Source organism: Streptomyces sp. NPDC002817, assembly GCF_053592055.1.
In genome coordinates, this window is record NZ_JBSFUY010000005.1 from 256,876 (window position 1) to 271,155 (window position 14,280).

General features: G+C 70.4%; 15 protein-coding genes and 1 pseudogene. 5 read left to right on the forward strand and 11 right to left on the reverse strand.

Annotation, left to right across the window (positions count from 1 at the left end; all coding sequences use genetic code 11):
• Nucleotides 1-145: 145 nt before the first annotated feature.
• Both ACWD3I_RS12635 and ACWD3I_RS12640 read left to right on the forward strand, forming a co-directional pair.
• The gene (locus tag ACWD3I_RS12635) at nt 146-835 is read left to right on the forward strand and encodes a response regulator transcription factor (protein WP_365392286.1); all 690 of its coding nucleotides are present in this window, start codon (nt 146-148) and stop codon (nt 833-835) included.
• Entirely contained in the window at nt 832-2,262 is a 1,431-nt protein-coding gene (locus ACWD3I_RS12640) for a sensor histidine kinase (protein ID WP_365392288.1), read from the forward strand. Before ACWD3I_RS12635 ends, ACWD3I_RS12640 begins: the two co-directional genes overlap by 4 nt.
• Here ACWD3I_RS12640 and ACWD3I_RS12645 read toward each other — a convergent pair whose 3' ends face one another.
• The 5 genes from ACWD3I_RS12645 to ACWD3I_RS12665 all read right to left on the reverse strand — a co-directional run bounded on the left by ACWD3I_RS12645 (nt 2,263) and on the right by ACWD3I_RS12665 (nt 6,355).
• On the reverse strand, nt 2,263-2,664 hold the full coding sequence (locus ACWD3I_RS12645) for an ATP-binding protein (protein WP_365392290.1): 402 nt from the start codon (nt 2,662-2,664) through the stop codon (nt 2,263-2,265).
• A gap of 96 nt (nt 2,665-2,760) precedes the next feature.
• Nucleotides 2,761-4,317 carry an ABC transporter substrate-binding protein gene (locus ACWD3I_RS12650; RefSeq protein ID WP_365392292.1) on the reverse strand — a complete coding sequence of 519 codons (1,557 nt, stop codon included), beginning with the start codon at nt 4,315-4,317 and terminating at the stop codon, nt 2,761-2,763.
• A 196-nt stretch (nt 4,318-4,513) separates the two neighbouring features.
• Entirely contained in the window at nt 4,514-5,836 is a 1,323-nt protein-coding gene (locus ACWD3I_RS12655) for a metallophosphoesterase (RefSeq protein ID WP_365392294.1), read from the reverse strand.
• 24 nt (nt 5,837-5,860) lie between these two features.
• A complete protein-coding gene (locus tag ACWD3I_RS12660) occupies nt 5,861-6,103 on the reverse strand; it encodes an SCO4848 family membrane protein (protein WP_266888822.1) in 243 nt (80 codons plus the stop codon).
• 102 nt (nt 6,104-6,205) lie between these two features.
• Nucleotides 6,206-6,355 (reverse strand): hypothetical protein, encoded by a 150-nt coding sequence (locus ACWD3I_RS12665; RefSeq protein ID WP_451084076.1) that lies wholly within the window; start codon nt 6,353-6,355, stop codon nt 6,206-6,208.
• Nucleotides 6,356-6,368: 13 nt separating this feature from the next.
• Here ACWD3I_RS12665 and ACWD3I_RS12670 point away from each other — a divergent pair, with 13 nt between their 5' ends.
• A complete protein-coding gene (locus ACWD3I_RS12670; RefSeq protein ID WP_451084077.1) occupies nt 6,369-7,502 on the forward strand; it encodes a D-alanyl-D-alanine carboxypeptidase family protein in 1,134 nt (377 codons plus the stop codon).
• On the opposite strand, the gene ACWD3I_RS12675 is transcribed toward ACWD3I_RS12670, so the two are convergent.
• From ACWD3I_RS12675 to ACWD3I_RS12690, 4 genes and pseudogenes are all read right to left on the reverse strand, one after another.
• Entirely contained in the window at nt 7,456-8,361 is a 906-nt protein-coding gene (locus ACWD3I_RS12675; RefSeq protein ID WP_365392299.1) for a YihY/virulence factor BrkB family protein, read from the reverse strand. The genes ACWD3I_RS12670 and ACWD3I_RS12675 overlap by 47 nt on opposite strands.
• Nucleotides 8,349-8,489 (reverse strand): annotated as a pseudogene (locus tag ACWD3I_RS12680) (GtrA family protein); the annotation flags it as partial. The pseudogene ACWD3I_RS12680 and the gene ACWD3I_RS12675, both read right to left, overlap by 13 nt.
• A 32-nt stretch (nt 8,490-8,521) precedes the next feature.
• A complete protein-coding gene (locus ACWD3I_RS12685; protein WP_365392301.1) occupies nt 8,522-9,499 on the reverse strand; it encodes a decaprenyl-phosphate phosphoribosyltransferase in 978 nt (325 codons plus the stop codon).
• Complete coding sequence (locus ACWD3I_RS12690) at nt 9,492-10,028, reverse strand: phosphatase PAP2 family protein (protein WP_365392303.1); 537 nt, start codon at nt 10,026-10,028, stop codon at nt 9,492-9,494. The genes ACWD3I_RS12685 and ACWD3I_RS12690 overlap by 8 nt, the downstream gene beginning before the upstream one ends.
• A gap of 143 nt (nt 10,029-10,171) precedes the next feature.
• Here ACWD3I_RS12690 and ACWD3I_RS12695 point away from each other — a divergent pair, with 143 nt between their 5' ends.
• A complete protein-coding gene (locus ACWD3I_RS12695; RefSeq protein ID WP_365392305.1) occupies nt 10,172-11,521 on the forward strand; it encodes an FAD-binding protein in 1,350 nt (449 codons plus the stop codon).
• Nucleotides 11,522-11,572: 51 nt separating this feature from the next.
• Nucleotides 11,573-12,328: a decaprenylphospho-beta-D-erythro-pentofuranosid-2-ulose 2-reductase gene (locus ACWD3I_RS12700; RefSeq protein WP_365392307.1), complete on the forward strand. Its 756-nt coding sequence runs from the start codon at nt 11,573-11,575 to the stop codon at nt 12,326-12,328.
• A 97-nt stretch (nt 12,329-12,425) separates the two neighbouring features.
• Here ACWD3I_RS12700 and ACWD3I_RS12705 read toward each other — a convergent pair whose 3' ends face one another.
• Both ACWD3I_RS12705 and trpS read right to left on the reverse strand, forming a co-directional pair.
• On the reverse strand, nt 12,426-13,001 hold the full coding sequence (locus ACWD3I_RS12705) for a 2'-5' RNA ligase family protein (protein WP_365392309.1): 576 nt from the start codon (nt 12,999-13,001) through the stop codon (nt 12,426-12,428).
• A gap of 138 nt (nt 13,002-13,139) precedes the next feature.
• Entirely contained in the window at nt 13,140-14,153 is a 1,014-nt protein-coding gene (trpS, locus tag ACWD3I_RS12710; protein ID WP_365392311.1) for a tryptophan--tRNA ligase, read from the reverse strand.
• Between the last annotated feature and the right edge of the window lie 127 nt (nt 14,154-14,280).

Sequence of the window (14,280 nt, forward strand, 5' to 3'; positions counted from 1 at the left end):
ATTTGTCGGTCGGTTGGTCCCCCAGGTCCTGGGCAACAGGATTGGTGCCGGCACGCGCGCGTGGACACCGGTTACGGCTGACTCTCAAGGAACTCCAAAGCACCGAACCGGCCCGGCTGTCAGTGGCTCCGCCGATACTGGGGGCATGACGACGGCCCCAGGCACCGTGCTGGTAGTGGAGGACGAGGAGAGCATCGCGGACGTCCTCGCCATCGCGCTGCGCTACCACCGGTTCGAGGTGATGATCGCGGGCACCGTCCGCGAGGCCCTGGCGCTCACCGAGCGCACCCGGCCCGACGTCGCGCTGCTCGACGTCATGCTGCCCGACGGCGACGGACGCGCGCTGGGACGCCGACTGCGCGCCGAGCGCCCCGACATGGCGCTGGTGTTCCTCACCGCACGCGACTCGCCCGGCGAGATCGTCGGCGCCCTCGGCTTCGGCGACGACTACATCACCAAGCCGTTCAACATCGACGAGGTCATCGCCCGTGTCACGGCGGTACTGCGGCGGACGCGCCACGCCGACGTGCTGCCGCAGCGGCCGCCGCTGACGTACGGCGATCTCGAGCTGGACGAGACGACGTACAGCGTCCACCGCGCGGGACGGACCGTCGAGCTGACCCCCACCGAGTACGCGCTGCTGCGCTTCCTGGTGCGCAACGGAGGGCGGATCGTGCCGAAGGAGCAACTCCTGCGCCACGTCTGGCAGTACGAACACACCCCGCCCGAGTCGACGATCGTGGAGACCTACATCAGCTATCTGCGGCGCAAGCTGGACGCGCTGGGGCCGCCGGTCATCACGACCCGGCGCGGCGTCGGATACGGGCTCGCATGAGGTTTCCTCGCACCCTGTCCCGGCACTCGCTGCGCGCCCGGCTCACGCTGGCGAACGTGGCGTTGCTGGCACTCGGCATCGTCGCGGCGACCGCGGTGAGCGTGATGGGCATGCGGTACTACCTGCTCGACCAGATCGACAGCGAACTCGACCAGACGCGGAAGTCATTGGGCGGTTCCCAGCTCACCCTGGAGATGATCGAGGGCCTCACCGACCTGGCGATCGTGCGCGAGCAGTTCATGCGGCAGAGCGTGGAGGAGAGCCGGCCGGACGAGCTCCTCACGCTCGTCGACGAGCGGGGCGGCACCCTCACCCTGGCCGGTTACACGCCGAGCGACGTCCAGCGGGACTTCGCGAGCGCCGTGGGCGATCCGCGCGTACTGGCCACCGACACCGAACCGCACGACATCCGGGTGGGCGGCGACGCCTACCGGGCGACCGCGACCCGCCTCGCCGACGGCACGTACGTCCTGCTGGCCACCTCCACCGAGGCCGTCCACAGAGGTGTCGGCAAGGCCGTCAAGCTCGATCTCGCCATAGGCACCCTGCTGTTGGCGCTGCTGGCCTGTCTGACGATGTTCAGCGTGCGGCGCCGGATGCGGCCGCTGGAGGACATGGTGGAGACCTCGTCGGCGATCGCCGAGGGGGATCTGACCCGGCGGGTGCCGTCCAGCCGGGAGGCCACGCTGGAGGTCGAGCAACTGCGCGTCGCCCTCAACTCCATGCTCCAGCAGGTGGAGTCGGCGTACCGCACGCGCGAGCGCAGCGCGTCCCAGCTGCGCCGGTTCGTCGCCGACGCCTCGCACGAGCTGCGCACCCCGCTGTCCGCGATACGCGGCTATCTCCAGCTGTACGACAAGGGCATGCTGCGGGAGGAGGCCGAGCGCAAGCGGGCCTGGGCGCGGGTGATGGCGGAGGCGGACCGGATGGGGCGGCTGGTGGACGAGCTGCTCACGCTCGCCCGCCTGGACCAGCAGCCCGAACTGCGGTTCCGCAACGTCGATCTGAGCCGTCTGGTGCGGGACGCGGCCGAGGACCTGCGGGTGCAGCAGCCGAACCGCCCCGTGAGCGTCGGCGCCGAGGGCGCGCTGCTGGTGCACGCCGACGAGTCGGGGCTGCGGCAGGTGCTGGGCAACCTGGTGGGCAATGTGCGCACCCACACGCCCGCCGACGTGCCGGTGCGGCTCGGGGTGGAGCGGGCGGACGGGGTCGTACGGCTGTGTGTCGCGGACGATGGTCCCGGGCTCTGCGGCGAGGACGCGGCGCGTATCTTCGACCGGTTCTTCCGGGCCGGCGGGGGCGCGGGGAGCGGGCTCGGCATGGCGATCGTGCAGGGGGTCGTACAGGCGCACGGCGGGCGGGTGGCCGTGCGGACGGCTCCCGGCGAGGGGCTGACGGTGACGGTCATCCTGCCGGCGCGGACGTAGTCAGGTGTTCGCCGGCACCAGGGCCCATACGGTCTTGCCGTGCCGCCCTCTGCTCCACACCCCCCACGCGGCGGCGATGTTCTCCACCAGGTGCAGCCCGCGGCCGGTCTCCTCCCACTCCCCGACCACTCTGAGCCGGGGCTCCATCTCCCCTTCGTCGGACACCTCTATGAGGCAGGACCCGTCGGCGAGCGCGGTCACCGCCACCTCGAACTCGCGTTCCAGCAAAGGCCCGTGGCGTACGACGTTCGTCGCCAGCTCGGACACCAGCAGTACGGCGTCCGCGAGCGCCGGATCGTCGGTCCCGTGTCCCCAGTCGGCCAGATGGTCCCGCACCCGGCGCCGGGCGAGACCGACGGAAGCCGGATGCCGGGGCAGCCGGAAGGAGTTGCGTCTCAACACGTTTGCTCCTCACCCCACGCACACCTCCGTCACATGGTGCTGCGTAGGGCTGCTACCCCGCGTCACTCCGGCGAATGTCAATGGTGCGAGATCGCGTCAGATCCAGTTGAGCCGCCAGAGCCGGAAGACACCGGTGCCGTCCGAAAGATACTGGCCACCGCCGACGTCCTCGCTGGTCACCACGTACTCCTTGGCCTGCCAGAGCGGAATGACCGGAACATCCCGGGCGACGGCGTCCTGCAGCGATCGGAAGTCGTCCGTGGCCGCACCGCGGTCCTCGAATCGCTGACTGGCCTGAATCAGATCGTCGACCTGGGCGCTGCTGTACCCGGTACTCATGGTTCCGTCGGTGCCGACGAGCGGGCCGCCGTAGGTGTCCGGGTCGGGATAGTCCGCGACCCAGCCGACCGCGTACGCGTCGAGCTTGCCGCCGACCCAGCGCTTCTGGAAGTCGGTCCACTCGTAGCCCTTGACGGTCACCTTGAACAGACCGCTCGCCTCCAGCTGCCGCTTGAGCTCCTTCGCCTCCGCGGCGGCGGAGGCGCGGCCGATGCCGTAGCCGTAGGTGAAGCGGACCGGCAGGCTCACTCCGGCCTCGGTGAGCAGGGCGCGGGCCTTCTTGGCGCTCTGTTTCGGGTAGGCGTCGAAGAACGCCGTGGTGTGGCCGGTGATGCCCGTCGGGATCAGCGAGTACAGCGGGTCGACGGTCCCCTCGTACACCGTGGCCGCCAGCCGCTCACGGTCGACCAGCCAGGCCATCGCCTGGCGGACCTTGGTGTCGCGCAGCGGCGAGGAGGAGCGGGTGTTGAGGTAGAGGTTGCGGACCTCGGAGCTGTCGGCCTCGGAGACCCGCATGGTCGGGTCGCTCGGGTTCAGCTCGGCGAGCGTCTTCGGCGGCAGCTGCCGGGTGGCGGCGTCGACCTGCTTCTTCTCCCAGGCGCTGTTGAGCGCGTCGGCGTCCTTGTAGTAGCGCAGTTCGACGGGGCGTCCGGCGCTCTTGACCGCGCCCTCGTAGCGCCCGTTGGGCGAGAGGTCCGCCTTCGTGTTCTTCGTATACGCCGTCAGCTCGTACGGGCCGGTGCCGTCCACGCCGTTGTCGGTGCGCAGGCCGTTGGCCGGATACTTGGTGCGGTCGACGATCGAGCCGGCTCCGGTGGCCACCTTGAACGGGAAGGTGGCGTCCGCGGAGGACAGATGGAAGGTGACGGTCAGGCCGCTCGCGGACACCGACTTGAGGGTGTCCAGCAGCGCGGAGGGGCCGACGTCCGACTTGATCTTCTTGACCCGGTCGAAGGAGTACTTCACGTCCTCACCGGTCATCGCGCGCCCGCTCGGGAAGGCGAGCCCCTCCCGCAGCGTGCACCGGTAGGTGCGCAGATCGCTGCCGTCGAACTCACAGCTCTTCGCCGCGTCGGGCACCGGCTTCGCGCCGCCCGCCTCGAAGGTCAGCAAGGACTGGAAGACATTGCTGAACAGGGCCCAGGACCCGGCGTCGTAGGCGCCGGCCGGGTCGAGTGACGTGACGACGTCCGACGTGCCCACCTTGATGGTCTTGCCCGAATCCTCCTGCGCCGGCATCAGCTGCCAGCCGCCCACTCCGACGGCCGCCAGCACCAGCAGCGTCGCGAGAATCCGTATGCGAACCGATCGCATCGGTGCCCTCCCCGGGCCCCCACGGCCCCAAGCGCAAACGCCGCCTCCCCTGGCGGCGCGGCTCACCTAACCACACGCGTTTCAGGTGGGGGAAGAGGGATCTTGAGAGTTGAGAAAGTCATTGCCGCAAGGTGTTACCGCCCGGTTTCACAGGGCTCCCACAGAGTCCGCCCGCGAGGTTCGCCGGAGCTGTTCCTCAGGCTTCCTTCGACGCCAGTTCGATCACCGTGATGTCCGACGGGGCGCCCACCCGGGTGGGCGGACCCCAGGCGCCGGCGCCGCGGCTGACGTAGAGCTGGGTGTCGCCGTAACGTTCCAGCCCCGCGACGGTCGGGTTCGCGAGCTCGGCGACGAAGTTGCCGGGCCAGAGCTGGCCGCCATGGGTGTGGCCGGAGAGCTGGAGGTCCACACCGTGGTCGACGGCGTCGTGGATCTGGATCGGCTGGTGGGCGAGGAGCACGCACGCGCGTGCCGTGTCGCGGTCGCCGAGCGCCTTCGCGAAGTCGGGGCCCTGGCCCTCGCTCTCGCCCGCGATGTCGTTGACCCCGGCGAGGTCGAAGTACGACAGTTCCGTACGGTCGTTCTCCAGCGGGCGCATACCGAGCCGCCGTACCTCCCGCACCCACTGCTCGGCGCCGGAGAAGTACTCGTGGTTGCCGGTGACGAAGAACGTGCCGTGCTTCGCCCGGAGTCGGGCCAGGGGTGCCGCCGCGGGACCGAGGTCCTTCACGCTGCCGTCCACCAGGTCGCCGACGACCGCGATCAGGTCGGGCTGCGTGGAGTTGATCGTGTCGACGACCGTCTGCGCGAAGCCGCGGCCGAGGACCGGACCGAGGTGGATGTCGCTGACGACGGCGATGCGGTAACCGTGCGCCGCGCGCGGCAGCTTGGCCAGCGGCACGGTGACCCGCTTGACCTTCGGGCCGCGCAGGACACCGTACGTGCCGTATCCGACGGTCCCGAGCGCCGCGACGACCGTGGCACCGGCGGCGACACGGGAGACGAAGAGACGGCGGGAGGGAAGCGGCGTTCCCGAGGCGGCGTCAGCGGCGGCTTCCGGCCCTGTTTCCGGGGCCGCCTCCGCGGTGACCGGCCGCGGCTCGGCCTCTCGCGACTCCTCGGGCGACGCGCCCGCGGGTACGGACTCCGGCTGCGGTACGGGTTCCGGCCGCGGCAGGGCGACCTCGGCGGGCGCCCGTCGCCGGTCGCGCCGCTCGAGGAGACGTCGCAGCAGGGGTCGTACGACCTCACCCACCACCACACCGAGCAGCAGGTAGATCGACAGCGCGAGCCACAGGAAACCGGGCCACGCCAGCGCGCGCTGCAACCAGAAGGGCGCGCCGGTGCGCTCGGCCACGAGGGCGCCGACCGCCATCAGCCAGCCGCCGGCGATCAGCGCGGCACCCGCGCGGCGCACCCAGCCGGGGCGCTCGGTGGTGTCGCGGAACAACCGGCGCCACAGGTACCAGTTGCCCGTCACCAGGACGCCCAGGGCGAGCAGCGCGAAGACGATGACCACGGAGTCGTATCCCTCAGTTCTCTTTTATGACGTCTGGCGCAGTGCGCGCACTCCGCGCAACCCGATGGCCCCGACGACCGTCCCCAATACGAAGGAAACGACGGCGAGCAGCAGGTGCACCCAGAAGTAAGCGGTCGGGTCGCCCGCGTCGTCGAACGCGAGCCCGCTGCCGTCCTTGACGAGATTCTTGACGAAAGTGATCCAGATGATCCAGCTCCACACCCCGAAGGCGAGCAGGAACCAGGAGACGGGGCGGCTGAGCTTCATACGCCCAGTATCTCCGCCGGGTGTCCGGTTCCGCGTCCGGGGTGGGGCGGGCGGCGGGACTTCCCGGCCCACGGCATGTACGTTTCCGACCGTGTCCGCACCTCAGAAGACCGCCAGGCGCTCCCTGCTGGTCACTTCCGCCGCCCTGACGTCCTTCGCACTGGCCGCCGCGCCCGCCTTCGCGGCCCCCAGTCCGACGCCGTCGACCTCGGCTTCGTCCTCGGCGTCGGCCTCGACCAGTCCGTCGGCCACTCCCCCCGCGAAGATGTCGACCGTCGGCGGCGCCCGGCTCGGACAGGCCGGGACGCAGGTCAATCTGGCGAGCGGGGTGCCGGTGCTGCCGAAGGACATCAGCGCACGGTCGTGGATCGTGGCCGACGCGGAGTCGGGCGACGTGCTGGCCGCGCACAACGCGCACTGGCGGCTGGCGCCGGCGAGCACCCTGAAGATGCTGTTCGCGGACACGCTCCTGCCGAAGTTCCCCAGCACCACCGAGCACAAGGTCGTCCCCTCCGATCTGGCCGGCGTCGGCGCCGGCTCCAGCATGGTCGGGATAAAGGAGGACGAGACGTACACGGTCCACGATCTGTGGCTCGGTGTCTTCCTGCGCTCGGGCAACGACGCGGTGCATGTGCTGTCCGCGATGAACGGCGGCGTGAAGAACACCGTCGCGGAGATGAACGAGCACGCCGAGGAGCTCCAGGCCCTCGACACGAACGTGGTCAGCCCGGACGGTTACGACGCCCCGGGGCAGGTGTCGAGCGCGTACGACCTGACGTTGTTCGCCCGCTCCGGGCTGCAGAAGAAGGACTTCCGCGAGTACTCCTCGACCGTCACCGCGAAGTTCCCCGGCGAGACCAAGAAGAACAAGAAGGGCAAGAAGGTCCGCGGGTCCTTCGAGATCCAGAACACCAACCGGCTGCTGTCCGGCGACTCCGACGTCGATGTCTACCCGGGCATCGCGGGCGTGAAGAACGGCAACACCACCAACGCCGGCGCCACCTTCACCGGCGTCGTCGAGCAGGGCGGCAAGGTGCTGCTGGTCACGGTCATGAACCCGGAGAAGGACGACCACAACGAGGTCTACAAGGAGACCGCCAAGCTCTTCGACTGGGGCTTCAAGGCCGCGGGCAAGGTCGAGCCGGTGGGTGAGCTGGTGCCGCCGAAGGGTGCGGAGACGAGCGCCCAGCCCGGGGCGAACGACAACGGCCAGGCGGGCGGGGCCTCCGCCTCGGCATCGGCCTCGGGCAAGCCGGTGGCGGCCGCCGTCGAGAAGGGCTCGGGCGGCATCGGTGTCGCGCTGGCGATCACCGGCGGTGTGCTGGTGCTGCTGGCGGCCGGGGCGTTCCTGGTCAACCGCCGGTGGCCGCTGCCGGATCTGGTACGTCGTCGGCACTGACGTCCGAGTCCTCCTTGCTCTGCGTCGCCGTCCAGGCGGCGCAGAACAGCACCAGTTTCGACGTGAAGTTGATCCACAGCAGCAGCGCGATGGGGACGCCGAAGGCGCCGTACATGCTCTTCGACGCCACGCCCTGCATATAGCCGCTGAGCAACAGCTTCAGCAGCTCGAACCCGACCGCGCCGATCAGCGCCGCCACCAGCAGCCGGCGACGCGTCGGCTGGACGCCGGGCAGCAGGGTGAGGACGTAGAGCAGCAGCAGGAAGTCGGCGAGTACGGCGATCAGGAGCGCGGCGGTCCGCAGCAGGACCGCGCCCCAGCCCTCCCGGTCGATGCCGAGCTCGTCGCTGATCCAGCCGACCATGGCGGAGCCCACGGTGGACGCGGCGATCGTGACGAGCAGGGCGCCGCCGAGGCCGAACAGCACGCCCGTGTCCTTGGCCTTGCGCAGGAGCGGGTTCCCCTCCTCGTCGGGCAGCTCCCACACCGCGCGCAGACACTCGCGCATGTTGCCGACCCAGCCGATGCCGGTGAACAGCAGGATGGCGCCGGCGATGAGGCCGATGGTGCCGGCGTTCGCGACCAGGCTCTCGATGTTCAACTGGTCCGAGATACCGGGCACTTGGTCGGCGAGCTTGTCCTGCAGCTCCTCCTGCTGCGACTTGCTGAGGGTCGCGGCGGCGACCGCGGCGGCGACCGTCAGCAGGGGGAACAGGGCGATGAAGCTGATGAACGTCATCGCGGCCGCAAGCCGGGTCCACTTCACGCGGTCCAGCCGCTCGTACGACCGCCACGCGTGCGTGGCCATCAGCCGGGCTACGAGGGGCCCGACCACAGGGAGTTTCTTCAGCCAGTCCATGATCCGAATCTCCCCTCGATGCGGAACACCCATGTGCGGGTACCCCAAAAGCGCAGGACAGTGGCGAGTGCCGTGCCGATTCCGGCCCCGGAGACGGCGTTCGCGGTCTGCGAGGTGGGACGGAGGCCGCCGCGGGCCGGGCTCCTCGGATCCCGGGTGTCTACCAACGGGTCACCGCCAGCCCGTACATCGCGAGCCACACCAGACCGATGAGGGCGAGGGCACGGTCGCCCAGGACGACCTCCTCGGGCTCGCCCGCCGTGCCGCGGTCGGCGAAGACGGCGTAGCGGAGGACGGCGAGGATGAAGGCGACCACGGACAGCTGACGCCAGGGCAGCACGTTGCTGTGCGTCCCGCCTTCCTCCAGTGCCCACAGGCAGTACCCGAGGACGGCGACCCCGGCCGCCAACTGCCAGACGAACCGCAGGTATCCGGTGGTGTACTCGGTCAGCAAGGCGCGCGTGGCGCCCGCTTTCCCGGCCATCTGCACCGCTTCCGAGTAGCGCTTGGCCGCCACCATGAACAGCGCCCCGAAGCCGGTCGTGATCAGGAACCAGCGTGACAGCGGGATGCCCAGCGCGAGCCCGCCGACCATGGCCCGCATCAGGAACCCGGTCGCGACCAGGACGAGGTCGACGACGAGGACGTGCTTGAGGCTGACGCAGTAGGCCAGTTGCATGCCCAGGTAGGCGGTCAGCAGGGCCGGGACGAGGGGCGGGGTGAGCCAGACGGCTCCGGCGAGCGCGAGAGCGGCGAGGACACCTCCGACGGTGTACGCGATCGGCACGGGGACCCGTCCGGCGGCGACCGGGCGGTGGCGTTTGGTGGGGTGGGCGCGGTCGGCCTCGGCGTCGCGGGCGTCGTTGATCAGATAGACGGCGGCGGCGCAGGCCGTGAACAGCGCGAAGACCAGGGCGAGTCGGGTGAGGGCGTGCGCGGTGAAGAGCTGCCCCGCCGCGGCCGGGGCGGCGATGACGAGGATGTTCTTGACCCACTGCTTGGGGCGTGCGGTCCTGACGAGACCTCCCAGGAGGGAGCCCTTGCGAGGTGGTGGGGTGTGGCGTGGGGGCGTGCGCTGCTCCAGAAGCGCCGTGCTCTTGGAGTGCGCGCTGCTCGTAAGCGGCGCGGTCTCAGTCACACACGCCCCCTCTCATCCAGCGCGCTCCAGCGCGCGCCGTGAGCGCTCCCAGGGCCGCGCCCGCCGCGACGTCCGAGGGGTAGTGGACCCCGACGACCAGGCGCGAGAGGCACATCGCGGCGGCGAGAGGTGGGACGGCGCGTGCCCCCAGTACCCCGAAGGCGACCGCGGCGGCCGTCGCGGAGGTCGCGTGCGAGCTCGGGAAGGAGTGTCGGCCGGCGGTACGGACGAGGGGGTCGACGTGCGCGGGGCGCGGGCGCCGCACCATCCTTTTCACACCCATGCTGACGACGTGCGCGCCGGCGATGAGCACTGTGCCGCGCAACCAGGCGCCGCGCCGCGCGCCGTCCGCGGCGGCCCCCGCGAGGCCCGCCGCGAGCCACAGCGCCCCGTGCTCGCCGGCCCGGGACAGGGCACGCGCGGCACCGCCGACGCGCGGGTCGGCACCGCATGCCCGGAGCGCCGAAAGGATTCGGTGATCCATGCCTTCGAGGGCGTCGAGGCGGTCGCGGTCGTCGAATGGGTCCATGTGGAGTCACTGTTCACGTCAACGCCGCCAGAACTCCGGCAATATTGAGCGACATCCCATTAATCACCCATTTCGGGGAGAGGATGAATGTCCCGGAATGTTTGAGAATCAATCGCCCACTTAAGGGCGATACGGTCACCGGCATGTCTGCCGAGACCGTTTCCGTCACGGGATGGGGCCGCACGGCACCCACCACGGCCCGCCTGATCCGCCCACGGACCTACGAGGAGGCCGCGGCCGCCGTCCGGGACTGCGGAGCCCGTGGAGGCATCGCCAGGGGCCTGGGACGGGCGTACGGGGACGCCGCGCAGAACGCCGGCGGAGCGGTCCTCGACATGACGGGCCTGGACCGCGTCCACGTGATCGACGCCACCGCCGGCATCGTGCTGTGCGACGCGGGCGTCTCCCTGCACCGGCTGATGCGGGTACTGCTGCCGCTGGGCTGGTTCGTGCCGGTGACGCCCGGCACGCGCCATGTCACGGTCGGCGGAGCGATCGGCGCCGACATCCACGGCAAGAACCACCACGTCTGCGGCGGCTTCTCGCGGCACGTCCTGTCCTTCGAACTCCTCACCGCCGACGGCGAGATCCGCACGGTGAGCCGCGGCACGCCCCTGTTCGACGCGACCACGGGCGGGATGGGCCTGACCGGCGTGATCCTGACCGCGACGGTCCAGCTCCAGCCGGTCGAGACGGCGCTGATGTCGGTGGACACCGAACGGGCACGGGACCTGGACGACCTGATGGCCCGGCTGTCGGCCTCCGACCACCAGTACCGCTACTCGGTCGCCTGGATCGACCTGCTCGCGCGCGGTGCGGCGACGGGGCGCGCGGTGCTGACCCGCGGCGACCACGCGCCCTTGGATGCGCTCGGCACACGCGCGCGCAGAGAGCCGCTGGCCTTCCGCACCTCCCGCCTCCCGGCGATGCCCGCCCACCTCCCGGAGGGCCTGCTCACCCGGACGACCGTGGGCCTGTTCAACGAGCTCTGGTACCGCAAGGCGCCACGCGCGCGTACCGGGCAGCTCCAGAGCATCTCCGCCTTCTTCCACCCCCTGGACGGCGTGCCCCACTGGAACCGCGTCTACGGCCGCGGCGGCCTCGTGCAGTACCAGTTCGTCGTCGGGTACGGCCAGGAGGAGACCCTGCGCCGGATCGCGCGCCGCCTCTCGCAGCGCCGCTGCCCGTCCTTCCTGGCCGTCCTCAAGCGCTTCGGCGACGCCGACCCGGGCTGGCTCTCCTTCCCGGTGCCCGGCTGGACGCTCGCCCTCGACATCCCGGCGGGCCTGCCGGGCCTCGGCGCCCTCCTGGACGAACTGGACGAGGAGGTGGCCGCCGCCGGGGGCCGCGTCTACCTCGCCAAGGACTCCCGGCTGCGGCCCGAGCTGCTCGCGGCGATGTATCCGCGCCTCGACGACTTCCGGGCGCTGCGCGCCGAGTTGGACCCGCGCGCGGTGTTCGTCTCGGACCTGTCGCGCCGGCTGTCCCTCTAGGCGATCCCGGCAACTTCCGCTCACCCCAGGCAACCTCTAGGAGCTGCTGTCGTGAAGGACGCCTTCGGCATCCCTCAGTCCCTGCTCGTCCTCGGCGGCACGTCCGAGATCGCGCTGGCCACCGCGCGCCGCCTCGTCGCCCGTCGCTGCCGCACGGTGTGGCTGGCGGGGCGCCCCTCCCCCGCGCTGGAACAGTCCGCGGCCGATCTGCGCGCGCTGGGGGCCGACGTACACACCGTCGCCTTCGACGCGCTGGACCCCGAGTCCCACGAGACGGTCCTCGGCAAGGTCTTCGCGGAGGGCGACATCGACATGGTGCTGCTCGCCTTCGGGATCCTCGGCGACCAGGCGCACGACGAGCGCGAGCCGGTGAGCGCGGTGCGGGTCGCGCAGACCAACTACACGGGCGCGGTGTCGGCCGCCCTGGTCTCCGCGCGCGCGTTGCAGGCCCAGGGCCACGGCTCCCTGGTGGTCCTCTCCTCGGTCGCCGGCGAACGCGCCCGTCGCTCCAACTTCATCTACGGCTCCAGCAAGGCCGGCCTCGACGTCTTCGCCCAGGGCCTGGGCGACGCGCTGCACGGCACCGGCGTGCACGTCATGGTCGTACGCCCCGGGTTCGTGCGTTCGAAGATGACGGCGGGCCTTCCCGAGGCACCACTGGCGACGACACCGGAGGCGGTGGCGACGGCGATCGAGCTGGGCCTGAGGCGCCGCTCGGAGACGGTGTGGGTGCCGGGGGTGCTGCGCGTGGTGATGTCGGCGCTGCGGCACGTACCGAGGGAGCTGTTCCGGAGGCTGCCGATCTGAGCGGTTCCGGCTCGCGCAGGTCCAGCTGGGCGCGCGCCCCTTGTTCTCAGGGGCGCGGGGCTGTGTCGATGTGCGGCTCCGCGGCGTCGACGACCCGCTACGCCTTGGTGCCTTGCTCCACCGGCGCCGAACCCTGCGACGGCACCACGGCCCCGCCGAACGCGTACTCGTGCAGCTTGCGCCACACCCCGTCCGCACCCTGCTCGTAGAGCGCGAACCCGGTGCACGGCCACTCGGCGGCGAAGTCGCCGAGCTCTTCGTACGCCCGGTCCATCGCCGCGTCGTCGATGCCGTGGGCAACGGTCACATGCGGGTGATACGGGAACTGCAGCTCACGCGCCACCGGTCCCGACGCGTCACGCACCTGCTTCTGCAGCCAGGTGCAGGCCTCGGCGCCCTCCACGACCTGGACGAACACCACCGGCGACAAAGGCCGGAAGGTACCCGTGCCGGACAGCTTCATCGGAAACGGCCGTCCCGCCGCGGCGACCTCGGTCAGATGCGCCTCGATGGCCGGAAGCGCGGTGTCGTCGACCTCGGTCGGCGGCAGCAGCGTGACATGCGTGGGGATGCCGTGAGCCGCGGCGTCACCGAAGCCCGCGCGCAGCTGTTGGAGCAGGCTGCCGTGAGGCTCCGGGACCGCGATCGACACGCCGATCGTTACGGTCCCCACGTCGTCTCCCTGTCTTCCTGTCGGGTTCGTCCCGGCCGTACGGCTATCGACTGTACGGCCACGGCTGTGTTGTGGGCAGGCGCAACCGTAGTGATGTGCAGCGCTCTGCCCAGTGGTACGTGTGTGCGGGCCTACGCCTCAGTGCTTGGCAGGCAGAAAGCCGACCCGGTCGTAGGCCTGTGCCAGCGTCTCCGCGGCTACGGCGCGCGCCTTCTCGGCACCCTTGGCCAGGATCGAGTCCAGTGTCTCCGGGTCGTCCAGATACTGCTGGGTGCGCTCCCGGAACGGCGTCACGAAATCGACCATGACCTCGGCGAGGTCCGTCTTGAGCGCACCGTAGCCCTTGCCGTCGTACTTCTGCTCAAGTTCCGCGATTCCCGTACCCGTGAGGGTCGAGTAGATGCTGAGCAGGTTGCTGACACCGGGCTTGTTCTCGGCGTCGTAGCGGATGACGGTGTCGGTGTCGGTGACCGCGCTCTTGACCTTCTTGGCAGTGGTCTTCGGCTCGTCGAGGAGGTTGATCAGGCCCTTCGGCGTTGACGCCGACTTGCTCATCTTGATCGACGGGTCCTGAAGGTCGTAGATCTTCGCCGTCTCCTTGAGGATGTACGGCTTCGGAAGCGTGAAGGTCTCGCCGAAGCGACCGTTGAAGCGCGTGGCGAGGTCGCGGGTGAGCTCGATGTGCTGGCGCTGGTCCTCGCCGACCGGGACCTCGTTGGCCTGGTAGAGCAGGATGTCCGCGACCTGGAGGATCGGGTACGTGAAGAGGCCGACGGAGGCCCGCTCCGCGCCCTGCTTGGCGGACTTGTCCTTGAACTGGGTCATGCGGGAGGCCTCGCCGAAGCCGGTGAAGCAGTTCATGACCCAGGCGAGCTGGGCGTGCTCGGGGACATGGCTCTGGACGAACAGCGTGCAGCGCTCGGGGTCGAGGCCGGCGGCCAGCAGCTGGGCGGCGGCCAGGCGGGTGTTCGCCCGCAGCTCCGCCGGGTCCTGCGGAATCGTGATCGCGTGCAGGTCGACGACCATGTAGAACGCGTCGTGGGACTCCTGCAGGGCCACCCACTGGCGGACGGCGCCGAGGTAGTTGCCGAGGTGGAACGAGCCTGCGGTGGGCTGGATTCCGGAGAGCACGCGGGGACGATCAGAGACCATGCTCACCATTCTCTCAGGTGTCGGCCCCCGATCCGGAACTGGTCGGAAACAGATGGGAACCGATCCGTCTCCTGCGGTGTAACAAAGGTGTGAGAACGCGGGAGGGGGGCCGCATCGTCGATGAGGC

Coding starts and splice junctions, on each gene's coding strand:
- ACWD3I_RS12635 (WP_365392286.1), top strand. CDS start 146: ATGACGACGGCCCCAGGCACCGTGCTGGTAGTGGAGGACGAGGAGAGC.
- ACWD3I_RS12640 (WP_365392288.1), top strand. CDS start 832: ATGAGGTTTCCTCGCACCCTGTCCCGGCACTCGCTGCGCGCCCGGCTC.
- ACWD3I_RS12650 (WP_365392292.1), bottom strand. CDS start 4,317: ATGCGATCGGTTCGCATACGGATTCTCGCGACGCTGCTGGTGCTGGCG.
- ACWD3I_RS12660 (WP_266888822.1), bottom strand. CDS start 6,103: ATGAAGCTCAGCCGCCCCGTCTCCTGGTTCCTGCTCGCCTTCGGGGTG.
- ACWD3I_RS12670 (WP_451084077.1), top strand. CDS start 6,369: ATGTCGACCGTCGGCGGCGCCCGGCTCGGACAGGCCGGGACGCAGGTC.
- ACWD3I_RS12675 (WP_365392299.1), bottom strand. CDS start 8,361: ATGGACTGGCTGAAGAAACTCCCTGTGGTCGGGCCCCTCGTAGCCCGG.
- ACWD3I_RS12690 (WP_365392303.1), bottom strand. CDS start 10,028: ATGGACCCATTCGACGACCGCGACCGCCTCGACGCCCTCGAAGGCATG.
- ACWD3I_RS12695 (WP_365392305.1), top strand. CDS start 10,172: ATGTCTGCCGAGACCGTTTCCGTCACGGGATGGGGCCGCACGGCACCC.
- trpS (WP_365392311.1), bottom strand. CDS start 14,153: ATGGTCTCTGATCGTCCCCGCGTGCTCTCCGGAATCCAGCCCACCGCA.